We start from the raw sequence: 25,078 nt of genomic DNA, 5'->3' as shown, positions 1-25,078 counted from the left end.
TTTACTCCTCTTCAATTGCGCCTAAAGCTTTGAGTGTTTCTTTTTCTGCTTCGGTTAAACCAGTAACACCACTGATATTCATACCTTCGTAGAGAGACATATCTTTCAAAGTTTTAAGGCAATCACCTATCTCCACATCCCAGATCCCGATCGTCCCATCACTACTGCTACTAACAAGAACTTTACCATTTGGACTAAAGGCAACTGAAAGTACCCAGTTTGTGTACCCCTGTAAAATTTTTAAACATTCACCTGTATAACTATCCCACAGCCTTACTGTTTGGTCAGTACTACCACTAGCTATAATGCGACTATCTGGGCTAAAGGCTAGTGATGTGATTCCCCCTTCATGTCCACATAAAGTACTTAATTGTTCGCCAGTACGAATATCCCATAGCCTTACTGTTTGGTCGTCACCACCACTAGCAAGCTTCTCAACTTGAGGGGCAAAAGCAACTGAAGATATCCAACAGTCATGTTCAAGTAAAGTTTTAAGGCATTCACCAGTTTGTACATCCCACAGCTTTATCGTGCGATCGCGACTGCCACTAGCAAGAATTTGACCGTTAGAGGAAAAGGCTACCGAACATACCCAGTCAGTATGCCCGTCTAATGTTTTTAAGCATCTGCCAGTGTAAATATCCCATAGCTTGATTGTATCATCGTCACTACCGCTAGCAAGTGTACGACCGTTAGGGCTAAAGGCGACTGACCATATTGACGCAGTATGCCCCTGCAAGCTTCTTAAGAATACACCGTTACTTACATCCCACAGGCTTACCGTTGCATTACCATCATTACTAGCTAACATCTGACCTTCAGGACTAAAAGCAACTGAGCGTATCCAATCATTACCTTGTAAAGTTTTGAGGCACTTGCCAGTTTGAGTATTCCACAGGTTGATTGTTTGGTCATTTCTACCACTAGCAAGAATCTGACCGTCGGGGCTAAATGCAACTGACCACACTGGGTTATTCTGCCCTTGCAAAATTTTGAAGCACCCACCACTTTGAATATCCCATAGTCTTACCGTTTGGTCAGAACTCCCACTAGCAAATATTTGACCGTTAGGGCTAAAGGTGATTGACTTTATACCACTAGTGTGTCCCTGTAAAGTTTTAAGGCATTGACCACTTTGGACATTCCACAACCTGATTATTTGATCGTCACCACCACTAGCAAACATTTGACCGTTAGGGCTAAAGGTGATTGATTTTATACCACCAGCGTGTCCCTGTAAAATTTTGAGGCATTGACCACTTTGGACATTCCACACCCTGAGTGCTTGGTCTTTACCACCACTAACAATTATCTGACCATCTGGACTAAAGGTAACTGACCACACTGATTGAGTATGCCCCTGCAAAGTTTGAAAGCATTGACCACTTTGGACATTCCACACCCTGATTGCTTGGTCTTTACCACCACTGGCAATTATCTGACCATCTGGACTAAAAACCACTGAATAAATATTTGCATTATGAATTTGTAAAGTTTTGAGGCACTCACCACTTTGAATATCCCATAGCTTTATTGTTCCATCTTCACTACCACTGGCAAGTGTTTGACTCTTAGGACTAAAGGCAACAGACCATACCATATCAGTATGGCCCAACAGAGTCTTTAAACATTCTCCTGTGTGGAGATTCCATAACTTTATTATTCGATCGTTACTACTACTGGCAAGTATTTGACCGTCATAACTGAAGGTGACTGAGCGCACCCAACTTATGTGTCCTTTACAACTTAAAATTTGCTTTCCACTTGTAACTTCCCATAAGCGAATCACACCATCAGAATCACCCGTAGCTAAGAACTTATTATCCGGACTGAATGCTACTGCAAAAACTTTACCTAAAACTTGAGCAAAAATAGAATCCACTATACGTGCTTTTGCAAAATTCATACCCTGTAAGCTGGCATTAGAAAAGTTAGCCCCCTTAATCACACAACTGCTTAAGTTTTTCCTTTCTAATGCTGCCTTATTAATTTTCACCGCCAGTGTTGCCGCATTTCCCCCAACATAACCCACTTCATCTTCAGTTCTTCCCCGTGTTGCTTCAATAACTTTAATCAGAGACTCTTTATTACCCAACATTGGCACAAGCAAATCTATCACCGCTTTCGTCAGCTGAGATCGCCCAACAGTCTCCCTCAACTTCTCTAAAGGTTCACTTATAAACCCTCTTAATGGCGAGATCGCATTACGAGAAGCAAAATACTCAGACCAAGTATAATCAACAGATACCACACTGTTATCCAAAAATGATTGAGATCGCGCTAACTCAGTAAAATCTTCAGCTAATGTTCCCAATTCTGCGGCAAACTTATACGCCACAAAAAACTCTAACAAAGAACGATGCGCCGGAGTATAATCACCATCGGCATCCCGAACTAGCATTGTTTGCCCCATCATATCGTAATGCCAGTGGTCTAAATCTTTTTCTTGACAACCAAATAAACGCCTAATCCGGTCAGGGAAAAACTTATAATTGAGGCTCATCTGGTTAGTTGAGAGCATCTCCCAGGATAGTTCGCATAAGAAATAAAGCTTGTCTGCTAGAGACGTAAAAGTGCGCTCTGCTTTGATATCCCGTTCCATCTTATGACGCACGGCATACAAGTAAACTCGCGATATATCTACGGGTTTTCCTACTTCAATATCTGGTAGTGCTTCTAAAATGAACTCGCTCATGACTGGACGCCGAGCTAGATCCAAAAGTTGGGGATTGCCCATCACACTTTCTACTGTAGTAGAGGAAGCTTGGAACGATAGAACTTGTCTAATTTGGTCGTCGTTAAATTTCTCCAGTTCCAAGACTTCAAACTGTGGTGTTTCTCCTGTTAAATTAGCAGTTGATGCTTGGAGTTCGGCATTGAGTAAAGCACGCCCTTCCTTCGCCTCTGGAAAATGTTCGGTACGGCAGGTGAGGATAACTTTAGAACCAGGAACAACCACTTTCGCCAACTCCCAGAAATTATTAATCATCTCTTGGCGGTCAACACGAGCTGCCATTTCATCAAAGCCATCAAAAATTAGCAGCAGTTTGCCCATGCGGTTGAGTTGCTCGAATACCGAATAACCGGGCAAAGGAATTTCGTACTGTCGAAAGAAAAACTCAGAAAACAGTGACTCTACGCTGACTGCTTTGGCATAGTCGCGCAAGGGAATGACCAAAGGCAAACGGGGAAGCTCGGTTCCGCGTTTTTGAGCATCGCGATATCGTTGGAGTGCCACCCAAGCATAATGCAGAGCAAACCACGTTTTACCAGTCCCGAATTCCCCTAATATGGAAATATGCTCTTTTGCAGGGTCATCTAACCAACGGTCAATATAACCATCAATCCAACCATCTTCCCCGTCATAACGGCTGGTTGCTATTTGGCGCTTGGTAATGGAATCAATTTCTTCCTTGGTGCAAGCTAGAGGAATGTATTTTTGGTCTATCTGTCGCCGTTTTACCTCTGCTTCTAGCCACTCAAGATATCCAGTAAAATCTGCGTCTTGAGATACGAGTTCGTCAAAAGTGTAACATCCTAGGTGGTTATTTTCCTCTTTTTCGACTTCGTTACGAGCTGCCCGTGAGATGCGACGGGCTGTGACCAACCAACCTTCATCGGTGCGTTGTTGCTCTACTGAAGAACTTAACGCCATGACATCACTTAGCCCTGCTTCTCCTGCAATCCCACGTATGAGAATGCGATCGTATCGATTGCGTCTCACAGGAATATTGATAATCCACTCGAAGTAATCTTCTGCCCAGACTTCATATTTCTCAAAACGATAGCCCAGGGTTTCAAACCAACCGCGCATTTGTTGTGCAAGTGCAACAGCCCTACAATTATTTTCTGTTGCAATACTAGCAGCTGGTAGTGCTGGATAATTTTGAGCAGCCAGCCTTGCCATCTCGGTGCGAATCCCTTCAAGAGTTGGCAACCTGTCTAATTGTTCGGTAATCGCTGCAATTCTTTTGTGCAAAGAACCAATTTGCTGGCTTATAAGTGCATCGGATGGGGTGCGGCTGCGCTTGGCTACTTCAATAAATACAGTGGCAAATGCTGCAACTTCTCGTCTAATGTCAAGGCTCAGGGTTTTGATTTCATCTCCCAAAGCATAAGCACCCACAAATGTATCGACTTCCGATAGGAGAATTGAGGGGTTGTTGTGGTCTAAGGCTTTGCGAAAGGCTTGTTTTATTTGCTCGTGGCGAAAAAGTTCCAGGAATGGCTTGGGTTTGCCCACACCATACTCTACTAAGGCATAGGCGTAAACTCCACTAAAGTCAGCAGGCGGGTGTTCGGGAGCGAGGTTAAATTGATTTAGTAGTTTGATGACAGTTTCATTACGTTGCAGCTTATCTTTAATCAGTGGACTGGCGATGCTAGAAATTGCATTAATAATAGCGTCAAGGTTAAGTGGTATCACAGAAATGTCCTGCTCCCGATCTCTAATTTGCGTCTTTCCCGGTCAATTTAATGTAAAAAAAGCTTAAGATATAGGCGGCATTGTACGGAGTCACAAGTTAAATTTCCCAGTAACTTCATTGCTGTCTGGTATGATTCCGGATTTTACTGAAAAATTATGTTAAGTTACTTCTATCCGTATCTTCTAAAGCGATACTCCTGAAGATGAGGCAATAAGAGCAAGTATTTTAGTGCGATCGCTTGCCATCGCATCATGACTTATCAAGGGTTGTGTAAAGCGATCGCTCTCAGAAGTTGAGAATTATCGCTACACGCAATATGTACCCTTTCCCTACCAAAATACAAATGTGAGAATCATGGGAGGCTCGTACCATCCCATTGATTCAAGAGCTTCTTCTTTCCAAAGGGCGGCTTATATTGCGCTTTAGCTCGGGCAGTTTCACAGTTGCCGAATGCTCCGACAACTCCTTTTCAGTCAGGACAAAGTGACTTTAGCTCTTTTAGATCCAGGGATTCAATGAGTGCCGCGAGGTCATCCGCGTAGGTATCCATGTCATTACCGTGCCAAGGCTGACTTGAGCGCCCGTGTCCGCGACGGTCGTGGGCGAGCGCACGATAGCCGTTGGATGCGAGGAAAACCAATTGTTCGTCCCAGGCATCCGCATTGAGCGGCCAACCGTGACTGAAGAGGATGGGTTGTCCCGTGCCCCAGTCCTTGTAATAAATCTGCGTGCCGTCTTTGGTTGCGATTGTACTCATCTTTTTGTCCCTCATATAATTATTCTTTTAATTTCTCTTTACATATCTTGTGGATTTTTATCCGATTACTTACTTGCTATTGACAATATTCTCCCATTAATATAAATTACGCTCTATAAAGCAAGTCTAGCTTTTCACGTTATATAGAAAATTCCAAAAATTTAACTTTCAAACGCCAAATTTATGCGTCTCATCGTATACAGAGGAAGCTTTAGAAGCATTTCCATTCCTTGGAACAGTAAAAAAAAGTAAATGCTTGTAGGTGAAATTTGTGTGAACAGCAGTCTGCTAGCTAAAACATACATCAACCACTAGAAAATATAATGACCGAAACACAAAAATATGAGTACGAAGAAGTGTTTGTAACAGGGAAAATTTGTCCTATTGCTGTGTTGCAAAATTTACTTCAATCAGGTGTTATTTCTGACTATATTCTTTATCAAGATCGGGACGAAGTGCGTATTGCTGGGAATATGTTATTTAAGGTATCAGTAAGCTTCGAGGCTGTCTCATTAGAAGATACAGAAAGAAAGCTCTCAGTTCCTATTAGCGATCCATTTAAACAAGTAGAATCCTTATTAGCGTCTTTGCCAATTGTAGGTTGGACGGCTTACGGATATATCGCTTTTGATATAGTTCGCTTTTACTCGAGCTACTCCAAAGCAATTCAGCAAGCACTTTTATGTTTTATTGTACCGGAGATCGAAATTCAAATTACTACGCAAAAAGTAAAAATTAAAAGCATAAGAGGGCTAGATAAAATCAAAGAATTGTTATCAGTGAATAGCCAATTAATAGAGGTTGTCTCAACACCTATATCGATTGGTTTGACTGATAACGAGCGAGAATCTTATCAAAGTAAAGTAGATGTTCTCATTCAAGCGATTCAAGCAGGTAAGTTACGAAAAGCCATACTTTCTCGTTCTGTAAAGATAAAAGGAGATCTGGACGTTCTTAAAACCTATATAGCCGGAACAAAAGTTAATAACTCTGCCCGTTCATATTGCCTGAATATAGGAAATGTACGTGTTGTAGGCTTTAGTCCCGAAATATTGATGCAAATAGACAATCAAGGATTTGTTATTACCAATCCGTTGGCAGGTACGCGGCGACGTGGAAAAGACTTGGAAGAAGATGCTCGGTTGTACGGTGAATTATTTACTAATGCTAAAGAGGTTAAGGAACACGCACTCTCCGTCGAACTTGCTCAACAAGAGATTGCACAAATTTCTGTACCTGAGACAGTTAAAATATTTGACTTTATGCAGGTCAAGAAATACCGCTACGTACAGCATTTATCATCGCGAGTGAGCGGTCAGTTAAAATCTGAGAAAACTTTATGGGATGCTCTGAAGGTTTTATTTCCAGGTATTACTGTATCTGGTATTGATAAAAGTCAGGCTTTGGAATGGATAGCTCGCTTAGAAGACGAGCCACGAGGTATTTATGCAGGTGCTATTGGTTGGATAAACAACACTGGGCTTGTAGATTTAGCGATCGCCATCCGCTCCGTCTATCAATACGATGACTGGATTTACCTAAATGCTGGAGCAGGTATAGTAGCAGAATCAATTCCACAATTCGAGTACATGGAGTCTGTTAACAAAATGAACACTATGTTGTGTTGTCTGGTATTGAAGCACTAATCAACCCAAACCATGAATGACTTAGATGTAGCTTTTTGATTATTTGATTTAACACTTCGGATACAATTGCTTGATAAGTCAACTTTTTCTCAATTCATCTAGTATCTTCTAAAAACATTATGGAAAACATAGCTCTTGGATTTCAATCTCCCAAAAAAATGAACGAACCAAAGTTTTTATTCGACTTTCTAGATAAATGTGACAAAATAGATTCTGTGCGTGTATGCAAACAGAAAATTATTGATTATTTAGGCATTAAAGAAGGGGATTGCGTTTTAGATGTAGGGTGCGGGCTCGGTCAGGAAGTACAACGTATAAAACAACTTGTTGGTAACAATGGTTTAGTTGTGGGAGTAGATAAAAGCGAGTTAATGATTGAGGAGGCGAAGAAAAGAGCAGATAAATTAAATCTATCAGTAAAGTATTATGTAGCTGATGCCAACTGTCTCAATATAAATGATAATAGCTTTGATGCCTGTCGGGCAGAACGTGTTTTATTGTTCCTAGAAAACCCAAAGAATGCAGTTTTGGAAATGATTCGTGTATTGCGTCCTGGTGGCAAGCTTGCTATCTTTGATTTTTACTTAGACGGCACTTTTGTAAACTCGGCTTTTCCCGCTTTAAATCGCAAAATTGTTGGCTTGATATCGGACAGTTTTCCAAATGGATTAATAGGTTGTAAACTCCCGGAAATATTTAAAGATTTAGGTTTAATCAACATTTCTTTTGTGACCCACACTAATATAGCACCATATGATTTTTTTATGTGGGTTTGTCACGGAATTTTAGAGCAAGCCCTTCAACAAAAAGTTCTATCAGAATCGGACTTAAATCAATGGGTAAATCAGTTAAAAAACCTGCACGAATCAGGGCGTTTTTTAGCAGGGTTTCCAGGTTTTATTGTAACCGGACAAAAAAAATAATTTAAAGATAACTCAACCTCCACCAATCGGCACAAAGAAGAACGATCTCACTACCCAAACCCATACTCCCTTTCCAAAACTCCCAACGAACTACTAGTGGCGCTGGTGTACTTGATTTTCAAGCATCTGTCGGCAATATTTCAGGAAATATCACTATTACTGGTGGAAAAGGCAGATTTTCAGGTGCTACAGGCATACTCACTTTCGTTGAGAATAATACATTGAACGAAGACCCGACTGTTTAAAAAGACTATGGGATTTGGGTTAAAATAATTAATAAAATTGAGAGAAAAATGGTTAAGCCTAAAAATGTAGTATATCGCGGACACTCAATAGAAAAAGTGGGTCACGGTAAGAGAACTGTATTTAGAACGATTATCAATGAAAAAGAGTGGTCTGCCATAACTGAGTCAGAAGTAAAAACAGCCATTGATGTTTGGATTGATGAAGGAGTTGAGCCCCAACAGGGTAATGAAGGTACTCTTGAGTATTGAAGCTGTAATTACAGAGAACGATCCCATGGAACAGGAAAAGCGCTTAAAGTATCTTGAGTTGGTTGCTAGCGCTATTATTCTTCGGTGGGATCGATAACAGTTCCGTCTTCCAAATAACGATCGCACTTTGATGGAGCAAGTTATATAACGCGGGGCTGAAAAGTGTTTAAAATGACACAAAACATAATCTTCACTCCCCTTGGTGCGATCGCTTGTTTGTTCTAAATAAATCTTCTCAATTTCCTCACTTACCTGCAGGATGTAGAATTCTAACATAATCTTAAAACTTGATATTACCCCTAAGTGTACTACTAAGCTTTGATTGAGTTTAATATAATCAACACAGAAGCATTCAAGTAGCCACCAGTGCGTATACCAAAACACGTGAACAATTCTTCCCTAACTTCCCTAATCCCCAACTTTTTCAAGTCAGGTAAGGTGGGCGTAAAAATTTATTTTTGGGTTAAAGCAGAGGGAAGGGATTATAGTCTCATTCACCTTACTTTACATATTTGTACATATTTGGATTTATTTGTGCCTATCTACGACAGAGTTTAACTTGGTGAGGTACAAAAATTGCCCTCTCTGTCCCCCCTTGCCAAGCGGGGGATGAAAGGGGGGTGTACTCCATTTAGATACAAAGCGCTGTAAATTCAGCAGGAAGAAATTTATATTTTCTGAAGATTATATACTATTAAAAACATAATTAACAATATATTATTGATGGCTATTTAAAAAAATTTATTTTAGATAAATTTCCGCTTTGAGTAGAGTTTTTACGGAGTTTTTAAGAATCTATGAATAAAGAAATTTGCTATAACCTTAATCAACAGCATGATTTGCGTCTTGCCTCTTTAAATTCTGACTCATCTGTAATAGAAACCGAAGCAAGTCAGCTTTGCCATCAAATATTGAATATAGATAATATAGAGCATAATTTTTACAGTGTAGCTGAAAAAGCTGGAAGATTTTGCAACAGATATTCGAGCGTTTCCAGCGACGTTCCAACTTCTATAGTAAATACTACTGAATACGATCTTGATACATTAAGTGCTAGAGAGGTTTCTCTTTTATTTGTAGAGAGGACTTCTGCATTAAAAGAGGATGCATTAATTATTGACGTGAATTTAAGTGTAATTAACTTCATTTTAACACAATTTGCCCCTCAAGGTCTTTTGAGCGGATGCCAGCTTCAGAATTCGTCAAATGCATCTAACTGTCATGAAGTGGTAGCGAGTGCTTTACACTTCATTCATGGAGCACAAGTTGGCAATGGAAATATCAACAGAAATCAAAATGTTTTATTTAGACAAATGCTTGAAAGTATTGGTGTGCGGCTGCCAACAATCTTATCTACGAGTTTCTCAGCGTTCACAGATATTCTTTCTGAGTCGTGGAAGTTGCCAGCCTATCGTCTGAGTCTTTCCCTATTTACCGAGGAAATGTGCCCAGAAATTCTTGGTGCTACACTCTTCGACGCTATATTTCCCATACCAGGGCTTGTTCAGAAACTGGAGCCCTATATCGCACATCATGGTGGATTGACTACATATTACAAGGTAAGGGCATTCCAATGTAGCAGCAATAACCTTGTCGAAAAAGCACGTTGGGCAATTGAAATCTATCTTTCAACATTTGATAGCCTTGACCAATCAAAGAGAAAGCAAACTCTGGAACAAATCTGTTGTCGAATTTATGACGGAATTTACACATCTTATCGACTTTTAAGTGAATGGTCTTCAAGTTTAATACGCTACCTTCAAGAAGGCTACCTTAGTCCCCGCGAAAAAATGATTCGCCTGGTAAAACAGAAGGCAAAATATGCTGTTGGTTATCATAGCCGAATCAAGCTAAATGGAGTTAACTTCGACGCCGCGATCGCTGATAATGCCGAAATGTTCGTTGACACGCTAGGTAAATCACAATGGGTATTCCCTGGAAACCCTGAAAAGAGCGCCCTGTTAACCAGCTTGGTTAAATTTGGTGGGCCGATGTTTCGTGTGTTTTCGCCTATAGAAATTGAAATTATTAATGAATGGGTAAAGTCATTGCCACAAGAAGCCCCGGCTAAATGCAATAATAAACAAGAAATAAAGAAAGATGAAATTATCGTAAATTCCAAAAGGACTTACTCAGGTTTCACAGCACTAAAGGCTTTGGGGAGAAGACTAGTGCATAATGCCAAACCCTTGTCTGATAGAGATATGTACTATCAATTAATCAACATAGAACATTATCCAGACATTCGTTTCCGTGCACTAGAATTGGTTACTAATTGGCTCACACAAAGCTCAGTTAATATGTTTCGAGGAACAAGAGCTATTCCGTTCCAAAACTATACTTATCAAAAGCTGCACGACTGGTTTAATGCAAAGGCACAGTCACAAGTTGAATCTTATTCTCAGTCGTTCAAGGAAATTGAAAAGCCACGGGAGCAAGTTATTAAAGAGGCAGTGCAGTTATGCCCTATGATTCTGATTGATGGAGCATGGTTGCAAAACTGGTGTAGCCCAGGACTTGTAGATACAAAAATCGGTGCTATTCTATACACTATCTATTCAGATGAAGTAGGTAATGGAGATCCTCAGCTAAATCATCCGAATATTTATCGAGCATTAATCCAACAGATGGGTATGAACTTACCGGATTTTAAAAGCCTGGATTTTGCTTACTGGCATGGCTTTGATGATAGTGCATTTAAGGTGCCCGTTTTTTGGCTTGCTATCTCACTATTCCCACGGCGCTTTTTAGCGGAAACCTTAGGGCTGAATCTTGCTATGGAATTGTCGGGTGTGGGTGGAGCGTATCGTACAGCGAGAGATGAACTTCGTTACTACGGCTATAACACGCTTTTTGTCGATCTCCATAACACTATAGACAACGTATCTACTGGTCACTCTGCAATGGCGTTAGATGCGATTGAGTATTATATGGACGATATTCTCCAGTCAAATGACGAGGTAGTAATCCGCGAACATTGGGAACGCATCTGGATCGGATATCGCGCCTTAAATCCACCACCTCAAACATGGAATATATTCGCTCGTCGGAAAAATTACTCGTATCAACTTACTAAATTGCCTGTTTTAAGTTAAGGGAGTTTCAGATGGCTTGTTACACATTAGGTTTATCTGCCTACTATCATGATAGTGCAGCAGCATTATTGTTAGATGGTGAGTTAATTGCTGCTGCCCAAGAAGAGCGCTTCAGCAGAGTAAAACAGGACAGTCGATTTCCAGTTAACGCCATAAAGTTTTGTCTGCGTGAAGCAGGTATAGACTTAGACAGCATCGATACCATTTTTTACTACGAAAATCCATACAAGAAGTTAAGCCGAATTACTTCAACTTATTTCAATTTTGGCTTAAAGGGTTATAGATCGTTCGTATCAGAAATGCCTGCATGGTTAATGAAGAAGGTTCACGTAAAGCGCACTCTCAACCTTGAATTGGCATCTTATTTCCCAGGAATACAGAAGTTACCAAGGATTGAATATATAGATCATCACAAATCGCACGCATCCTCAGCGTTTTTCGCCAGCCCTTACGAAGAAGCAGCTGTACTTTGTCTTGACGGAGTAGGCGAATGGGCAACTACATCAGCATGGTTTGGTAACGGAAATAAACTTTCTTTAGTATGGGAAATTCATTTTCCACACTCTCTCGGTTTGCTTTATTCGGCGTTTACCTATTTTTGTGGCTTTAAAGTTGACTCTGGAGAGTACAAGCTTATGGGGCTAGCACCCTATGGCAAACCTTCTTACTACCAGCAAATCGTGGATAATCTCATAGACGTAAAACCCGATGGTAGCTTCTGGTTGAATATGGATTACTTTGACTATGCAACAGGAAACTGCATGATCGGCGATCGATTTGACGAGTTATTCGGTGGGTCCAGGCGCGAGCCGGAAAGCACGATTACCCAGAGGGAGTTCGATCTTGCAGCTTCTGTTCAGTGTGTTCTTGAGGATGTGGTTATTCTATTAGCAAAATCCTTACGGCGGCAGATTGGCGTTAATAATCTCTGCCTTGCAGGTGGCGTGGCGTTAAACTGCGTTGCTAATGGGAAGCTATTAAAAGCTAACATCTTCGATTCAATATGGGTTCAACCAGCATCTGGGGATAGTGGTGGCGCATTGGGCGCAGCTTTTGCGGGCTGGCAAAGCAGAACGAAGACAAACAGAGTTCAGCTTGGTGAAGATCGCATGAAAGGCTCTTTATTAGGTTCTTCATATGATGATGCCGAAATTGAAACGCAACTTCGTCAACATGGCGCTGTATATACCAAGTTGAAAGATGAAGAACTGTGCGGTATTGTAGCAGATCTCCTGGTTCAAGGGAGCGTAATAGGATGGTTTCAGGGCAAGATGGAATTTGGACCTCGCGCACTAGGCGCACGCTCAATCATTGGTGATTCAAGGAACCCAAGGATGCAGAGTGTGATGAACCTTAAGATAAAAAATCGAGAATCTTTTCGTCCATTTGCGCCAGCTGTATTAGAAGAATATGCCCATGAGTGGTTTGATTTGGATCGACCAAGCCCATATATGTTATTTGTTGTTAACGTTCACGACAATCATAGAATTGTGCCACCCGAGAACGAAAAAGAACTCTCAGGTATAGACAAACTCAAATGTGTGAGGTCTACAATACCAGCTGTCACACATGTTGATTATTCTGCACGCGTGCAGACTGTAAACCGGACTTCTAATCCACGTTTCTACAATCTGATCCACGAATTCTATTTACGCACAAACTGTCCTGTCCTCGTAAATACTTCCTTCAACGTAAGGGGTGAGCCTATTGTTGAAAGCCCCAGCAATGCATATGCTTGCTTCATGCGAACTCAAATGGACTATTTGGTGATTGGCAGATATTTGTTATGTAAGAGCGCTCAACCTGCTTGGAGCGAAACAAAAGATTGGCGAACAGAATTCGTATTGGATTAGTTCAATGAATTTATGTTTAGTTAAGTGTAATACTTGTACTGTTCTGTTAGTTAATAAATTAGAAAGGTTCATTTTCTTATGATTGGTATTTGCTACAAAGCTCTGTCTACTTTAATCTTCTCCATCATCTTTTTATTAGTGTTTTGGCCTTTGGGCTTGCTAAACAGTATTATTTTCGATCCACTTTATCTCAGAAAAAAGAATAAATTGAATAGCTATTTTAGATATTACGCTCTTCCAACCTTTAATAATGACATAACCATAAGCAAGATAACTAAGCAGAATGCTCGCACACAACTCAAAATCTGAACATATACGTATTTATTCCAAGAAAGAATTAACAATAAAAATAGATGACTGATAACATCCAGTGTTTTAATATTAATATATATGTTCTTAAACTAATAGTATAATTAGAATGGAAGAATCAATTTTTAGAATCAAATTTAAGATATTGATTGGCTTTTATTCGGAAAAATTGTTAATGATGATATAATTTTTAAAATTTCATCAAACAATAAAAATACAATTACTAAAATTTTAAGAATATTATGTAGCATTAGTCAAATTGAAGCAAATGATAGTTTTTATTCTTTAGAAAAGAAAAACATATGGAACGAAAAAAATTATCCCACAAAGAAGCCGTTCGAGAAGTGTATCGCCTCACGCCACAAGTTAGAGAATATGACGAGTTTATGTACCTTGGTGTAAGGTGGCTTCCTTATACAATGTTCTTTCACCACAAAAATTATCAATCTGAAGTCATTAGTACCGATTCCTTTGGCTTCCGGAACAGTACATTTGGGGGTGCAAAAATTAGTGTTGCTAATATGCCAACAGATCGTCCTGTCAACCTTTTGGTAGGAGGCTCTACAACTTTAGGCACGGGGGCAACGTCTGATGCTAATACTATATCCTCACGTTTAGCGGAGTACACTCAAGAGCCTTGGCTAAATTTTAGCGGGCGGGGATATAATGCAACTCAAGAAATAATTTTATTTCTTATGCATCAACACAGATTTCAACACATAAATAATGTAGTTGTATTCAGTGGTATAAACACCCTTACCCTTGAAGGCTTACCTGATAACCTCACTAGCGATCATGGGCGTTATTATTATTCCTTTGAGTATAATCACTACATGGATAAGTACAATGATGACTTGAAGCAACGCTTAAGAACCTATGCCTCCGACCTTGATAATAGGAACAAAAACCCGTTGAGGCGATTGAAAAGTTATATCAGCAGCCTTGTGAACCAAGAAAATATCGCCGATAAAATCATTACGGATGATAGTACTAATACTCAGGAACGAGTTCAACGTGCAGCATTTGCAGTGTCAAATGCTCTGTATCAATGGCAACAAGTAATCGCACCATTTAATGCAAGGCTTATCTTCATTTTACAGCCGATGTCTTATTGGACAAGGGATTATCTTACTCCAGATGAAGAGGATATATTCCATGCTATTGATAGTTGCCCAAATAACTTCTGGCGATTGTTTAAAAACATCCTGAGCAAGGAAATTCATGGAATATTTGCAGATGCAATACGCACTAGTTGCGTGTCTCGCAAAATTCAATTTGAAGACATGAATTTGCTTTTAAGGGATTCCCAGAAAATTAGTGATTACTTGTTTGTTGATAGAGTACATTTTAATGACGAAGGGTACGATGAAGTCGCAAACATAATCCACAAAAAAGTGTTGCAGCAACCAGATTACGTAAGAGAAACTTAAGAGGTTCCAATGAAAACTGAGCAAGACCAAAACCAGCCAACCAATAATAATCGCTCAAAAGGCGGTTTTAACAAAATTCGTCGTCTATTTCAAAAGATTTTGGGAAAGAAAAAAAAGGAACAGAGCTCAATTTATCCTCTCAGGTAATGGGTTAGGTATCTCGACAGTTCTTTCTTTAAATATTAATTGCAAGAGTTGGGGGTAAGGTCTACATCCACAATCACCCCTGACAAACTACACGGGTTAACTTTTTCTAGTTGTTCCAAAGGGTCTTCACTTGTAAGCACTTTATACACATTAGGTAAAAAAGGAAATTAATGAAGATATTTTCAATGAAACCCGGACACGACGGGGCGATCGCTTTTCTTGACACCGATTCTAAGAGGTTGGAGTGGTCTTACGAACCAGAGAAAGACAGTTTCCCTCGTTACGACTCCTTAAATCCAAATCTATTAATGGAAACTGCAGCAATTGCACCGCATATTCCCGATGTTCTAGCAATAAGTGGTTGGAGCAAGAACGGCTTTGATGAAAGTGCCCCGATTGGTGCTGGATACTATGGGATCGACAGCAATACCGTTCAAACAGGAGCGCTCAAATTCTTCGGGACGGAAGTTCAGTACTTTAGTAACAGCCATGAGCGATCGCATATCTGGTGTGCCTATGGACTATCACCTTTTGAGCAAGGGCAGCCCTGTTATATCTTGATATGGGAAGGTGCTCTTGGTGATTTTTATGAAATTGACGAAAAATTGAATATATCTCATATCGGTACGGTAATGAAAACGCCAGGAAACAAGTATGCTTTCTTGTATGCCCTGGCCGATCCAACCTTCAACTTACCGAAGGGAAAGCTAAGATTTGAAGATCCAGGAAAGCTTATGGCTTTGTGTGCCTATGGTGAATCTGGCTTTCTGACTTCTGACGAGAAAGAAATCACCGAGTTCTTACTAAATCGAGATAGCATTCTTTTAAGTCTAAGCAAAGAGGATGTAAAGTGGTCTCCCTATTACAATATTGGTCTTGAAACTCCGGAGTTCACCCGACTTGCTAAGCGGTTCTCTAACAGCTTGTTCGATCGCTTCTACTTATATGCAAAGGAACATCTAACAAAAGGTTATCCTTTGTTAGTTGTTGGAGGTTGTGGTCTCAACTGCGACTGGAACACCATGTGGAAAAATACAGGCTTATTCTCGGATGTATTTGTTCCACCTTGTACCAATGATACAGGGTCGGCTATAGGGACAGCTATTGATGCAATGAGAGAGTTTACCGGTAATGCCAAAGTAGAATGGTCTGTATACTGTGGTCAGGAGTTTGTTGAAGACACTGTTGCCATGCCTGATGTTAAAGTTCAGACGCTAGATCTGACAGAGGTTGCTAAATTCATAAATGTTGGAAATATCGTTGCTTGGACGCAGGGTAGGTGTGAAATTGGTCCCAGGGCGCTGGGTAACCGTTCGATTCTTGCTTCTCCATTCTCTATAGATACAAAAAATCGTCTTAACCGAATTAAGCGACGCGAAGGATTTAGACCTATTGCGCCAATTTGTTTGGAAGAAGATGTATCTGTACATTTTGACTGGCAGGGTTCTTCACCTTATATGCTATATTTCCAAAAAGTTATTAATACCGATCTGCAAGCAATTACTCACGTTGATAATACCGCGAGAGTGCAGACCGTTAATCAGCAACAGAATCCAATAATGCATAGGCTTCTTCAGAACGTAAAAGAGATATCTGGCGTTGGTATCTTATGTAATACATCTTTAAACTTCAACGGCACCGGATTTATCAATCGGACAAGCGACCTCTATAACTACTGTAAGCTAACCGGAATTGATGGATTTGTGTATGGAAACAAATTCTGCAGCTTCTTGCGTTAGTAGGTGTTAGCAAAACTATTGTGCCTCTTAACAAAAGCCAGACTTACTAAAAAGTTAGTTACATTTTGTCTAATTCTTTAAAAGAATTGCTAAGTTGGAGAGGCATACCTCAATGAGTAAAATTCAAAAGTAAGGAAACAATGAAGAAAAAGATAGTTTATGTTTATTCAATAGGTGGTCCTCCAGTTGATTATTTTTATCCAAAATTAGCGCAAAGGGGCGATATTTACACTTTCATTGTTAGCGCTGCTTCTCCATACAATAGAAAGATTATTGAAAGATATAGCCAACTAGTTGAAGATTTTAGCAATCTTGCACCCAGTGAAGCTTTACAATGTGTTTACCAAAGAGCGGTTGCACTATTGCCAGATGCTTTATTCACATTTGCTGAATTCATTTTAAAAGATGTGTCGGAAATAGCTGAAAAGCTCGGAGTTAGAGGGGTTGGTAAAAACGTAGATTTGGCTCGTAATAAGGTATTAATGCGTGAGCGTTGGGCTGAAGCCGGTATACCTCAGCCTAAATTCTATGCTATCAAAAACCTTTCAGATATTACAAAGACAAAAGAACTTGCTACTCCCTTCATTATTAAAGTCGCTTATGGTGCGGGGTCGATCGCTATGCAAAAAGTGGAGCGACATGAAGAAACCGAATTTTGCATACAGAAAATAATCGAAGTCATTGAGATGGCGCGAAAAACTGGCGACCATGAATTTTCAGAAGATTCAAAATTCCCAATGTTGATTGCAGAAGAAATCATTAAATCAACAACAGATTCGTGGTATAATGAGCCAGACTACGGCGATTTTGTAAGTGTTGAAGGCTTGGTAAAAAATGGAATCTATTATCCTTTGGCCATGACAGGTAGATTAAAAACTGTACCTCCCTTTACCGAACTTGGAAATTTGGCCCCATGCATATTAACAGATGATAAAAAAGCCAAGATCGTGGCTTTGGTGACACAGGCAATAAATGCACTTGAATTGGAGAATTGTGCCACTCACACAGAGTTGAAGCTAATGGCAAACAATGAAGTTTCGTTCTTGGAAACATCTGCTAGAATGGGCGGAGTTGGGATTGCTAAGGAACTGTACGATGTCTATGGGTTTGATTTTGTTGATTTGTTCTTTAGCATTCTCCTGAATGAAGCGTGCGAAATTCCACAATTTGAATCTGCCAAACCTAAATGCGGTGCTGCGTCGGTTGCATTAATTGGTTGTAACACTAGCGGGCAACCTTGGAACAGTAACCGGGTATTCAAAACCGATTCCGTGGATTGGAATATATTGACTAATGGTCAGGGAACGGTAGAGATATTAATGTCCCAGTCAATTTCTCAGGATTCAGCATTTCCAATTTATGACTTTGAAACTGGGGTACTTAATTACGCAGGGCAAGCTTACTTGGTTTGTGAAGAGCAAAATAAACTTAAGGATACTGCCTACCTAATAATTAATAACTTGGAAGATAGTTTACCCCTTGCACAAAAATCATTACTTAGTTCAGATAAACATTGAAATAAATTTATGGGAATTAAGATTCGTATTGCGCTTATAGGTAATTACGATGCAACCGTGCCAGCACATCGTGCAATACCTATTGCATTAGAACTTGCCGCAACCTCCGTGGCAGCGGAGATTAACCCCGTATGGGTACCAACAGAAGAGATCGTCAATACTTCACGGGTTGCGGGCTTTGATGGGCTTTGGTGCGTCCCAGCCAGCCCATATCGAAGCATGGAAGGAGCATTGCTAGCTATCAAATATGCGCGTGAGCAAAAACTTCCATTTCTAGGCACATGCGGCGGGTTTCAGCACACCATCATAGAGTACGCTAGGAATGTTTTAGGTTGGGACGATGCGGATCATGCCGAAACTGCACCTAACGGGTTACGACTGGTAATTTCGCCATTAGCATGCGAGCTCGTTGAAACATCCTCTTTAGTACGTTTTCGATCCGGATCTCGGATTGCTGTTGCTTATGAACGGGAAGAAGCCGTAGAGAGCTACAGATGCCGTTTTGGACTGAATCCTGCATTTCAAGAGAGACTGCTTTCGGGAGGACTTCGCGTCAGTGCATACGATAGCAAGAGCGAAGTTCGTGCCGTGGAATTAGATAATCACCCGTTCTTTGTAGCAACATTGTTTCAACCAGAGCGTATCGCCCTTGTTCATCAGCTTCCACCACTCATTGCCGCATTTGTTCAGGCAACTTATCAGATTTCTTCTGACTATAAAGTAATTGGAAGATAGTTATAGTCATTCTAAATCAATTGTGAGAAAAAACGCTGAAAAGCTTATAAATATATATTTTTAATCTACGTCTTTCTCACATTTCAATTCGGATTGCTATATCTGCGGTTGAGTTAGTTTATGCATAGTACGCGAGCACAGTTCAATTGTTGTTATTTCTTATACAAGAAATAAATCCTGTCAATAAAGCACTTTAATTGAAGCCAAAAAAAGAGAAATTAGGTAATTAACTGAATGAAATTACAACAAATATTACAGTTTCCTAGAAATGTAAAACTTTATTTACTGAGTTGTATATTTTTTGGAGTAGGTACTGGTATTTACGAGCTAGTTTATAACTTGCATCTACTGGAGATAGGAATAAACTCAGATGATATAGGAACGTTATACTTAATAAATTTTATCGTAATGAGTATAACTTCTATTCCTTCAGGGCTGCTTGCAGATCGTTATGGTCGTCGTTGGTTTTTAGTTGGAGGTTCTTTACTTTTTGGTATAACAATGCTTTTAATTCCATGGTTTACTAATCTGTACATCTTAGGATTCCTACAAGCATTAAATGCCTTGGGAGGGATAATAATGTTCACAACAGAATCATCAACCATTGCAGGTGAGGTTTCAGACGAAAAAAGAACACAATTATTCAGTTTTATATACGTCACCTATTTATTTTGGGATGGAGTGGGAACTTTACTGGGAGGTCAACTACCTTATTGGTTAACAAGTAAATACTTTTCTCAATATCAATTAACACTTTTCATTTCAGGCATATTCTGCACGCTTATCGGTGTAATACGATATTTCATTAAATTTAAATATGAATCAACTGGAGGAAAGGATAAATTAACCAACATATTTCCTAAAGCTCCAATGATCAAAATAGCAACTTTAGCATTTCTTGTTGGAGGTTCAGCAACTCTGGCAATGCGTTTTATCAATATAATTCTTCAATCGCATTGGGGATTTGATACGCCTATGATGAGTTATTTAATTTTTATAGAAAAAATTGTAAGTTTTGTAGGAGCGGCATTAGCTCCAATAATTGCAAATTATTTCAGTAATGAAAGAGCAGGTTCATATGCGATGTTTTTATCAGTACCATTACTAGTTTGTGCAGGTATAACCAACGAACCAATGCTATTTATGTTCTTATACTTATTTAGGCAAGGATTACATTACTGTCAAATGCCATATCTTGATATTCTTTCTGTATCAACTGTTAGCTATCAAGACAGGTCTGTAATGTCAAGCTACAGAGAAATTGGTTTCTATTTAGGAAGTGCGGTATTAGCTAAAGTATATGGAGGCTTATTAGAAAGCTCGAATTTTGTTGAAGCTTTTATATTGTCAGGAGTTTTAGCATTACTTTCAGGTCTTGTCTATTTAAAATTTAGCTCAAGCAAAAGTTCAATTGAATTTCAAGGAAAGTAGCTTATGATATGATGAATCCGTACAAATAGCAGTTCATGTGTGCTTTTTAAAAACATAAAATTTCAAGTTTTTATAACAAAAAAAATCTTTTTATTTTATGTTTTAAAAAATCTGTATAATTGTTTTAGTCAATGTCAAAATTAAAAACTAAAAGTTAAATAGTTAAGGAGAAAAATTATGATGAAGTTATTGATGATAGGAAGTGGTTCACAAGTTTATCGAGAATATTCAATTTCCTCAATAGCCAAAAAATATTCAATTTTATTAATACAACAAGATGAGCCAACATGGCAAAGATCTTATGTGCATGACTTTGCTTTAGCAAACATGATGGATGAGAAAGAAGTGATTGAAGCAGCCAAACATCTTCAAACGAAACATAAGATAGATGGAATCTTAACTTATGAAGAACCTTCAATTGAACTTACTGCCTTAGTGGCAAGAGAATTAAACCTAAAATATATAAGTGTAAATTCGGCTAAATCTTGTCGTGATAAATATTTAATGCGGGAAGCCTTTAATAAATTAAATATTTCTTCATGCAGTAGCTATATAGTAAACTCAGAAGAAGAAGCTATTTTTTATGCAAATAAAATTAGGTTTCCAATTGTTTTAAAACCGGCAAAAATGGCTAGCAGTATAGGTGTTGTCAAAGTAGAGTCTGAAAAAGATTTGCATGAATCATATAGAATTGCCACTTCTGCAACAAATCCTAGATTTTCAAAGGAGCAAGTAATTTTATTAGAAGAATATTTAGATGGTCCAGAGTATAGTGTGGAAAGTGTAGTTATTGAAGGTCATGTATCTATTGTTGCAATTACACGAAAAGAAATTGGATTTTATCCATATTTTGAGGAAATTGGACACCAAGTTTCTCAAAGTGAATTTCTTGAACAGAAACAGCTTATTGAAGAACTAGTTATTAACGCACACCATGCATTAGAAGTAGATATAGGTGTTACCCATACTGAAGTCCGACTAACTAAGAAAGGACCAAGATTAATAGAGTTAGGTGCAAGGCTTGGAGGTGATTTAATACCTTATTTAGTTTATCTTTCTACTGGGATTGATCTCTCATTAGCTGCCGCAGATATAGCAGTTGGAGTGGAACCAAATCTAATTGCGACAAGGAATAAAGCATCTTTAATAAGATTTATTTATCCCAACAATGATGTACGTGTTAAAAAAGTATCCGTTGACCCTATTGTATTTACATGGGACGGTGTACAGCAAGTAAGTTGGGAAGTTAAAACTGGAGATTTACTTTTACTCCCACCCAAAGAGTTTTCAATGCGTTTAGGCTTTATAATAACTACTGCAGAAAATGTAAAAAGTTGTATGGAAATAAATGAAAGAGTTTATAATAATTTAACCCTTGAGGTGGAAAACTTATAAACTTATATCGGCATCCTATTTGACTTGTAAAAGGGAACGCTTAACGCTTCACAGGAACTGCATTTGGTGGGAGCTTTAAACCTTCAGATGATGCGTAACACTGGTTTATATCTGCCATATAAATGAGCGTGGGGGCGAGAAACCCTTTGATTTTGTCAAAGATGTAGTCAAATAACCAGAATCTGCAATTTCTTATGATAAAGTTAACCCCCTTTTTGACAAGGCATTGATGTAAATAGCTACCCCTAAGGGCTTTGTCCTACTCAAAAAACCTTGGATTGTGGAGCACACTTTCAGTTAATTGATGGTCTGTCGGCGATTTGTCAAAGACTATGAGTTATTGCAATTTAAATATAAAGAGAATCACAAAAAAACTAAAATGATAAAAAACTGGGCATTGGTGATTGGTATCAATCAGTACGATTTTCTACAACCGCTCAAATATGCCGAGCGAGATGCACAGTTAATGCGGGATTTCCTCCTTTATGAGGCTGATTTTGAGCAGGTCTTTTTATTCTCCAATAATTCATTTACACACGATAGAACTGTAAATCATCCTTCCCGTGCTAACTTGCTAAAATTTTTGCAACAATTATCTGAAGCTCCCTTTTTAGAAATAGGAGATAATTTTTGGTTTTTTTTCAGTGGTCATGGAATATTACATGGCAATCTTGATTATCTCATGCCCTCTGATGGTAATCCAGAAGATATTGAAAACACAGCAATTTCTATTAATTATATTATCGAATGCTTGTGCCGTAGCGGAACTAATAATATTGTCCTTATTTTAGATGCTTGCCACCAGCAAAACAAGCACAATCAAGAAAAATTTGGGCAACAAACACAAAAAATAGCAAATCAAACCGGAATAGTCAGCATTTTTTCCTGTAGCCCTGATGAATACTCTTATGAAATTGAAAAATTACAAACAGGTGCCTTTACCTATGCTCTATTAGAAGGTTTAGGTACTCAAGGACAATGCGCCACAGTTGGGCGGTTAAACCAGTATCTCAGTTTCCGGGTTCCACAACTTGTTAGCCAATATCACAATTCTAAGCAAACACCTTATACTAATGCTGAAAGTATAAATAAATCGAGTTTAATTATTAGATCAAAATACGCAAATCTAAATGAGATTAATACTCTTAAAATCAATGCTTTCCAAGCTGAGGTTAGCGGTAATCTGGAACTGGCAGAGCAACTTTGGATGCAGATGAATGCAGCAGCTTCTGCTCCAAATACAGATAAAATCCAGGCAATCCAAAGAATTGCTCATCTTAAAGCAGCAAATTTGGATTCTAAATCAAACCTCACCCCCCAATTTGTTTATTTGCAAAAAAATGGGGAAGTTAATTCTCCTTATTTGATACAACAAGGCTTAAGTAAAAAAGATTTGCTGGGTAAAGGGTTATGTTCTCAGTCTGAAATCCAACGAACCTCTAGTATTCCCATATTCAATAAAAATTTAGAAAATTTTAAGAATCAACTGATACAAAGTGATTATATTGATAGATCTACTAGGTTTTATTCAGCAGAGGGAATAAGTTACAAGCGGTTGCGCGATTTCTTAGTAGCTGGCAATTGGAAAGAAGCAGATCGGGAAACTCTTGCCATAATGTTAAAAGTTGCAAGACGAGACAAAGAAGGCTGGCTAAATATTGAATCTATCAATAAATTTCCCTGTATTGAGCTTTGCACCATCGATCTGCTTTGGCTGAAGTACAGCAATGGGCGTTTCGGCTTTAGTGTGCAACAGCACATTTGGGAAAGCGTAGCCGATCAACCTGATGGTGATTATGAAACATGGTGCAAGTTTTGCGATCGCATCAGTTGGCGTGTGAATGACGATTGGTTATTCTACTCGGATCTGAACTTTAACACAAATGCTCCAGAAGGGCATTTACCAGCTGCTAGTATAGTTTATACCTTGACATCACGCAGGGGTTGGGTAGTAGGTTTGTTTTCTTGTGTTGTGGGGTTCTCTGCTTTGGTGTCCAAACTGGTTAAATGTAGCCTTTAACCTGAATTGTCTCAAATTGCCATCCATATTAACTTCAATTTATTATTGATTCCTTCTACTATTCCACTGGTAGTTCCTCGTTCAAAATATCCGACTATTTCTCCAAACCACCGTTGAATTGTCCGCACACTTTTTTGATAATATGGTTTGGCTTTCTTTAACCAATCGATTAATTTTAGACTCCCCGTATTCACATCTTTATTGTCTTCAAATAAATTGTGAAAATCTTCTTTTAATGAGTGAATTATAGCTCTTAAAGGAGAAGGAGCATATAAGGGAAATAAGTGTAAGTAAGTTTGAGATGAACCAGCCCCTACCAGAGTGCGATCGCTAACCATGATGAGGGATACTATGCATTCACCTCATCTGTCATTATTCCGATACTTATAGGCACAACTTTTGTCCTTTAACAAAACCTTGATCTGGCATTCTTCTTTGCGGATCGTCTTGAACTTGCCCTCGCAATCTACCAAAACAAAGCTGTTGTAGCACTAATGTAAAAGGAACACTTGGTTGATGATTTGGATATAATTCGCCTGGGTCGTAAGAGTATTCACCAATCCAAGTACCTGTAATATTCTACCGTGTCATCATCTGTTGCCAGCCAAGCGAAACGTTTTTAACTATATATATACATAGTATTGGACTGAACTGTGTCCGGGCACCATCAGATACAAGCGATCGCAATTGTTGGACGCAATGCTTTAAAATAGCGATAAAGCAACACCAACGCCCTCCGATGCACTTCAACGCGCTTGTTTGTCGCACGCTACAATCGCATGCGTCTTCGGTGCATAAAGGCATTTAATTAACAAACGCTTTTAATATCACAGATCTGCCGCAAGGTAGCAGCAAAGCAATAGCGAGTAAGATAGCATAACAAAAACCTTGCCTTCCTAATAGTTGAAGGTAAGGTTTCAATAAATAGCCAAGGTATGGTATAAAAAACCACACTTTTTGCATTATACCCATATTAAATATATTCAATATCAAACCCTAGACTAACTTTTCTCTAGGGTATTTTCATTCTTGGGAGCCTTGTCAATTTAAAGCGATTATGGTAGTAGTAGCTGTTGATCCGTCGCAAATCTCTGCTCGGTTGCGTTCAGATTTGCACAGCAGTTCTATGCCTATAATTGCTGAAATTCAAGAAAAACATC

At 39.0% G+C, this 25,078-nt stretch carries 14 protein-coding genes and 2 pseudogenes; 13 read left to right on the top strand and 3 right to left on the bottom strand.

Annotated elements, in window-relative coordinates:
• Position 1 precedes the first annotated feature (1 nt).
• Complete coding sequence (locus ACYRY3_RS35630; RefSeq protein WP_460206411.1) at positions 2-4,426, bottom strand: NACHT and WD40 repeat domain-containing protein; 4,425 nt, start codon at positions 4,424-4,426, stop codon at positions 2-4.
• Between the two features lie 491 nt (positions 4,427-4,917).
• A pseudogene (locus ACYRY3_RS35625) lies at positions 4,918-5,184 on the bottom strand (alpha/beta fold hydrolase); the annotation flags it as partial.
• A 323-nt stretch (positions 5,185-5,507) separates the two neighbouring features.
• Between ACYRY3_RS35625 and ACYRY3_RS35620 the strand changes: the two are divergent.
• The 13 genes from ACYRY3_RS35620 to ACYRY3_RS35560 all read left to right on the top strand — a co-directional run bounded on the left by ACYRY3_RS35620 (position 5,508) and on the right by ACYRY3_RS35560 (position 23,918).
• Complete coding sequence (locus ACYRY3_RS35620) at positions 5,508-6,830, top strand: salicylate synthase (protein ID WP_460206410.1); 1,323 nt, start codon at positions 5,508-5,510, stop codon at positions 6,828-6,830.
• 119 nt (positions 6,831-6,949) lie between these two features.
• Positions 6,950-7,753: a methyltransferase domain-containing protein gene (locus tag ACYRY3_RS35615; protein ID WP_460206409.1), complete on the top strand. Its 804-nt coding sequence runs from the start codon at positions 6,950-6,952 to the stop codon at positions 7,751-7,753.
• Between the two features lie 293 nt (positions 7,754-8,046).
• Positions 8,047-8,247, top strand: a complete 201-nt coding sequence (locus ACYRY3_RS35610) for a hypothetical protein (RefSeq protein ID WP_460206408.1) — start codon at positions 8,047-8,049, stop codon at positions 8,245-8,247.
• A 797-nt stretch (positions 8,248-9,044) separates the two neighbouring features.
• A complete protein-coding gene (locus tag ACYRY3_RS35605; protein WP_460206407.1) occupies positions 9,045-11,342 on the top strand; it encodes an iron-containing redox enzyme family protein in 2,298 nt (765 codons plus the stop codon).
• 11 nt (positions 11,343-11,353) lie between these two features.
• Complete coding sequence (locus tag ACYRY3_RS35600; protein ID WP_460206406.1) at positions 11,354-13,195, top strand: carbamoyltransferase family protein; 1,842 nt, start codon at positions 11,354-11,356, stop codon at positions 13,193-13,195.
• A gap of 611 nt (positions 13,196-13,806) precedes the next feature.
• Positions 13,807-14,934 (top strand): SGNH/GDSL hydrolase family protein, encoded by a 1,128-nt coding sequence (locus ACYRY3_RS35595; RefSeq protein WP_460206405.1) that lies wholly within the window; start codon positions 13,807-13,809, stop codon positions 14,932-14,934.
• A 9-nt stretch (positions 14,935-14,943) separates the two neighbouring features.
• Positions 14,944-15,081 (top strand): hypothetical protein, encoded by a 138-nt coding sequence (locus ACYRY3_RS35590; protein WP_460206404.1) that lies wholly within the window; start codon positions 14,944-14,946, stop codon positions 15,079-15,081.
• Between the two features lie 170 nt (positions 15,082-15,251).
• Positions 15,252-16,820 carry a carbamoyltransferase C-terminal domain-containing protein gene (locus ACYRY3_RS35585; protein WP_460206403.1) on the top strand — a complete coding sequence of 523 codons (1,569 nt, stop codon included), beginning with the start codon at positions 15,252-15,254 and terminating at the stop codon, positions 16,818-16,820.
• Positions 16,821-16,960: 140 nt separating this feature from the next.
• On the top strand, positions 16,961-18,337 hold the full coding sequence (locus ACYRY3_RS35580; protein ID WP_460206402.1) for an ATP-grasp domain-containing protein: 1,377 nt from the start codon (positions 16,961-16,963) through the stop codon (positions 18,335-18,337).
• Positions 18,338-18,346: 9 nt separating this feature from the next.
• The gene (locus ACYRY3_RS35575; protein WP_460206401.1) at positions 18,347-19,072 is read left to right on the top strand and encodes a CTP synthase C-terminal region-related (seleno)protein; all 726 of its coding nucleotides are present in this window, start codon (positions 18,347-18,349) and stop codon (positions 19,070-19,072) included.
• 234 nt (positions 19,073-19,306) lie between these two features.
• The gene (locus ACYRY3_RS35570; protein WP_460206400.1) at positions 19,307-20,503 is read left to right on the top strand and encodes an MFS transporter; all 1,197 of its coding nucleotides are present in this window, start codon (positions 19,307-19,309) and stop codon (positions 20,501-20,503) included.
• A gap of 177 nt (positions 20,504-20,680) precedes the next feature.
• The gene (locus ACYRY3_RS35565; RefSeq protein WP_460206399.1) at positions 20,681-21,898 is read left to right on the top strand and encodes an ATP-grasp domain-containing protein; all 1,218 of its coding nucleotides are present in this window, start codon (positions 20,681-20,683) and stop codon (positions 21,896-21,898) included.
• 379 nt (positions 21,899-22,277) lie between these two features.
• Positions 22,278-23,918 carry a GUN4 domain-containing protein gene (locus ACYRY3_RS35560; RefSeq protein ID WP_460206398.1) on the top strand — a complete coding sequence of 547 codons (1,641 nt, stop codon included), beginning with the start codon at positions 22,278-22,280 and terminating at the stop codon, positions 23,916-23,918.
• Positions 23,919-23,944: 26 nt separating this feature from the next.
• On the opposite strand, the pseudogene ACYRY3_RS35555 reads toward ACYRY3_RS35560, so the two are convergent.
• Positions 23,945-24,184 (bottom strand): annotated as a pseudogene (locus ACYRY3_RS35555) (transposase); the annotation flags it as partial.
• Positions 24,185-25,078: the final 894 nt, after the last annotated feature.

The sequence above is a fragment of the Scytonema sp. NUACC21 genome, from assembly GCF_054684315.1.
The sequence above is the reverse complement of the archived record's forward strand: the minus strand, read 5'-3'. Positions and strand labels throughout refer to the sequence as shown.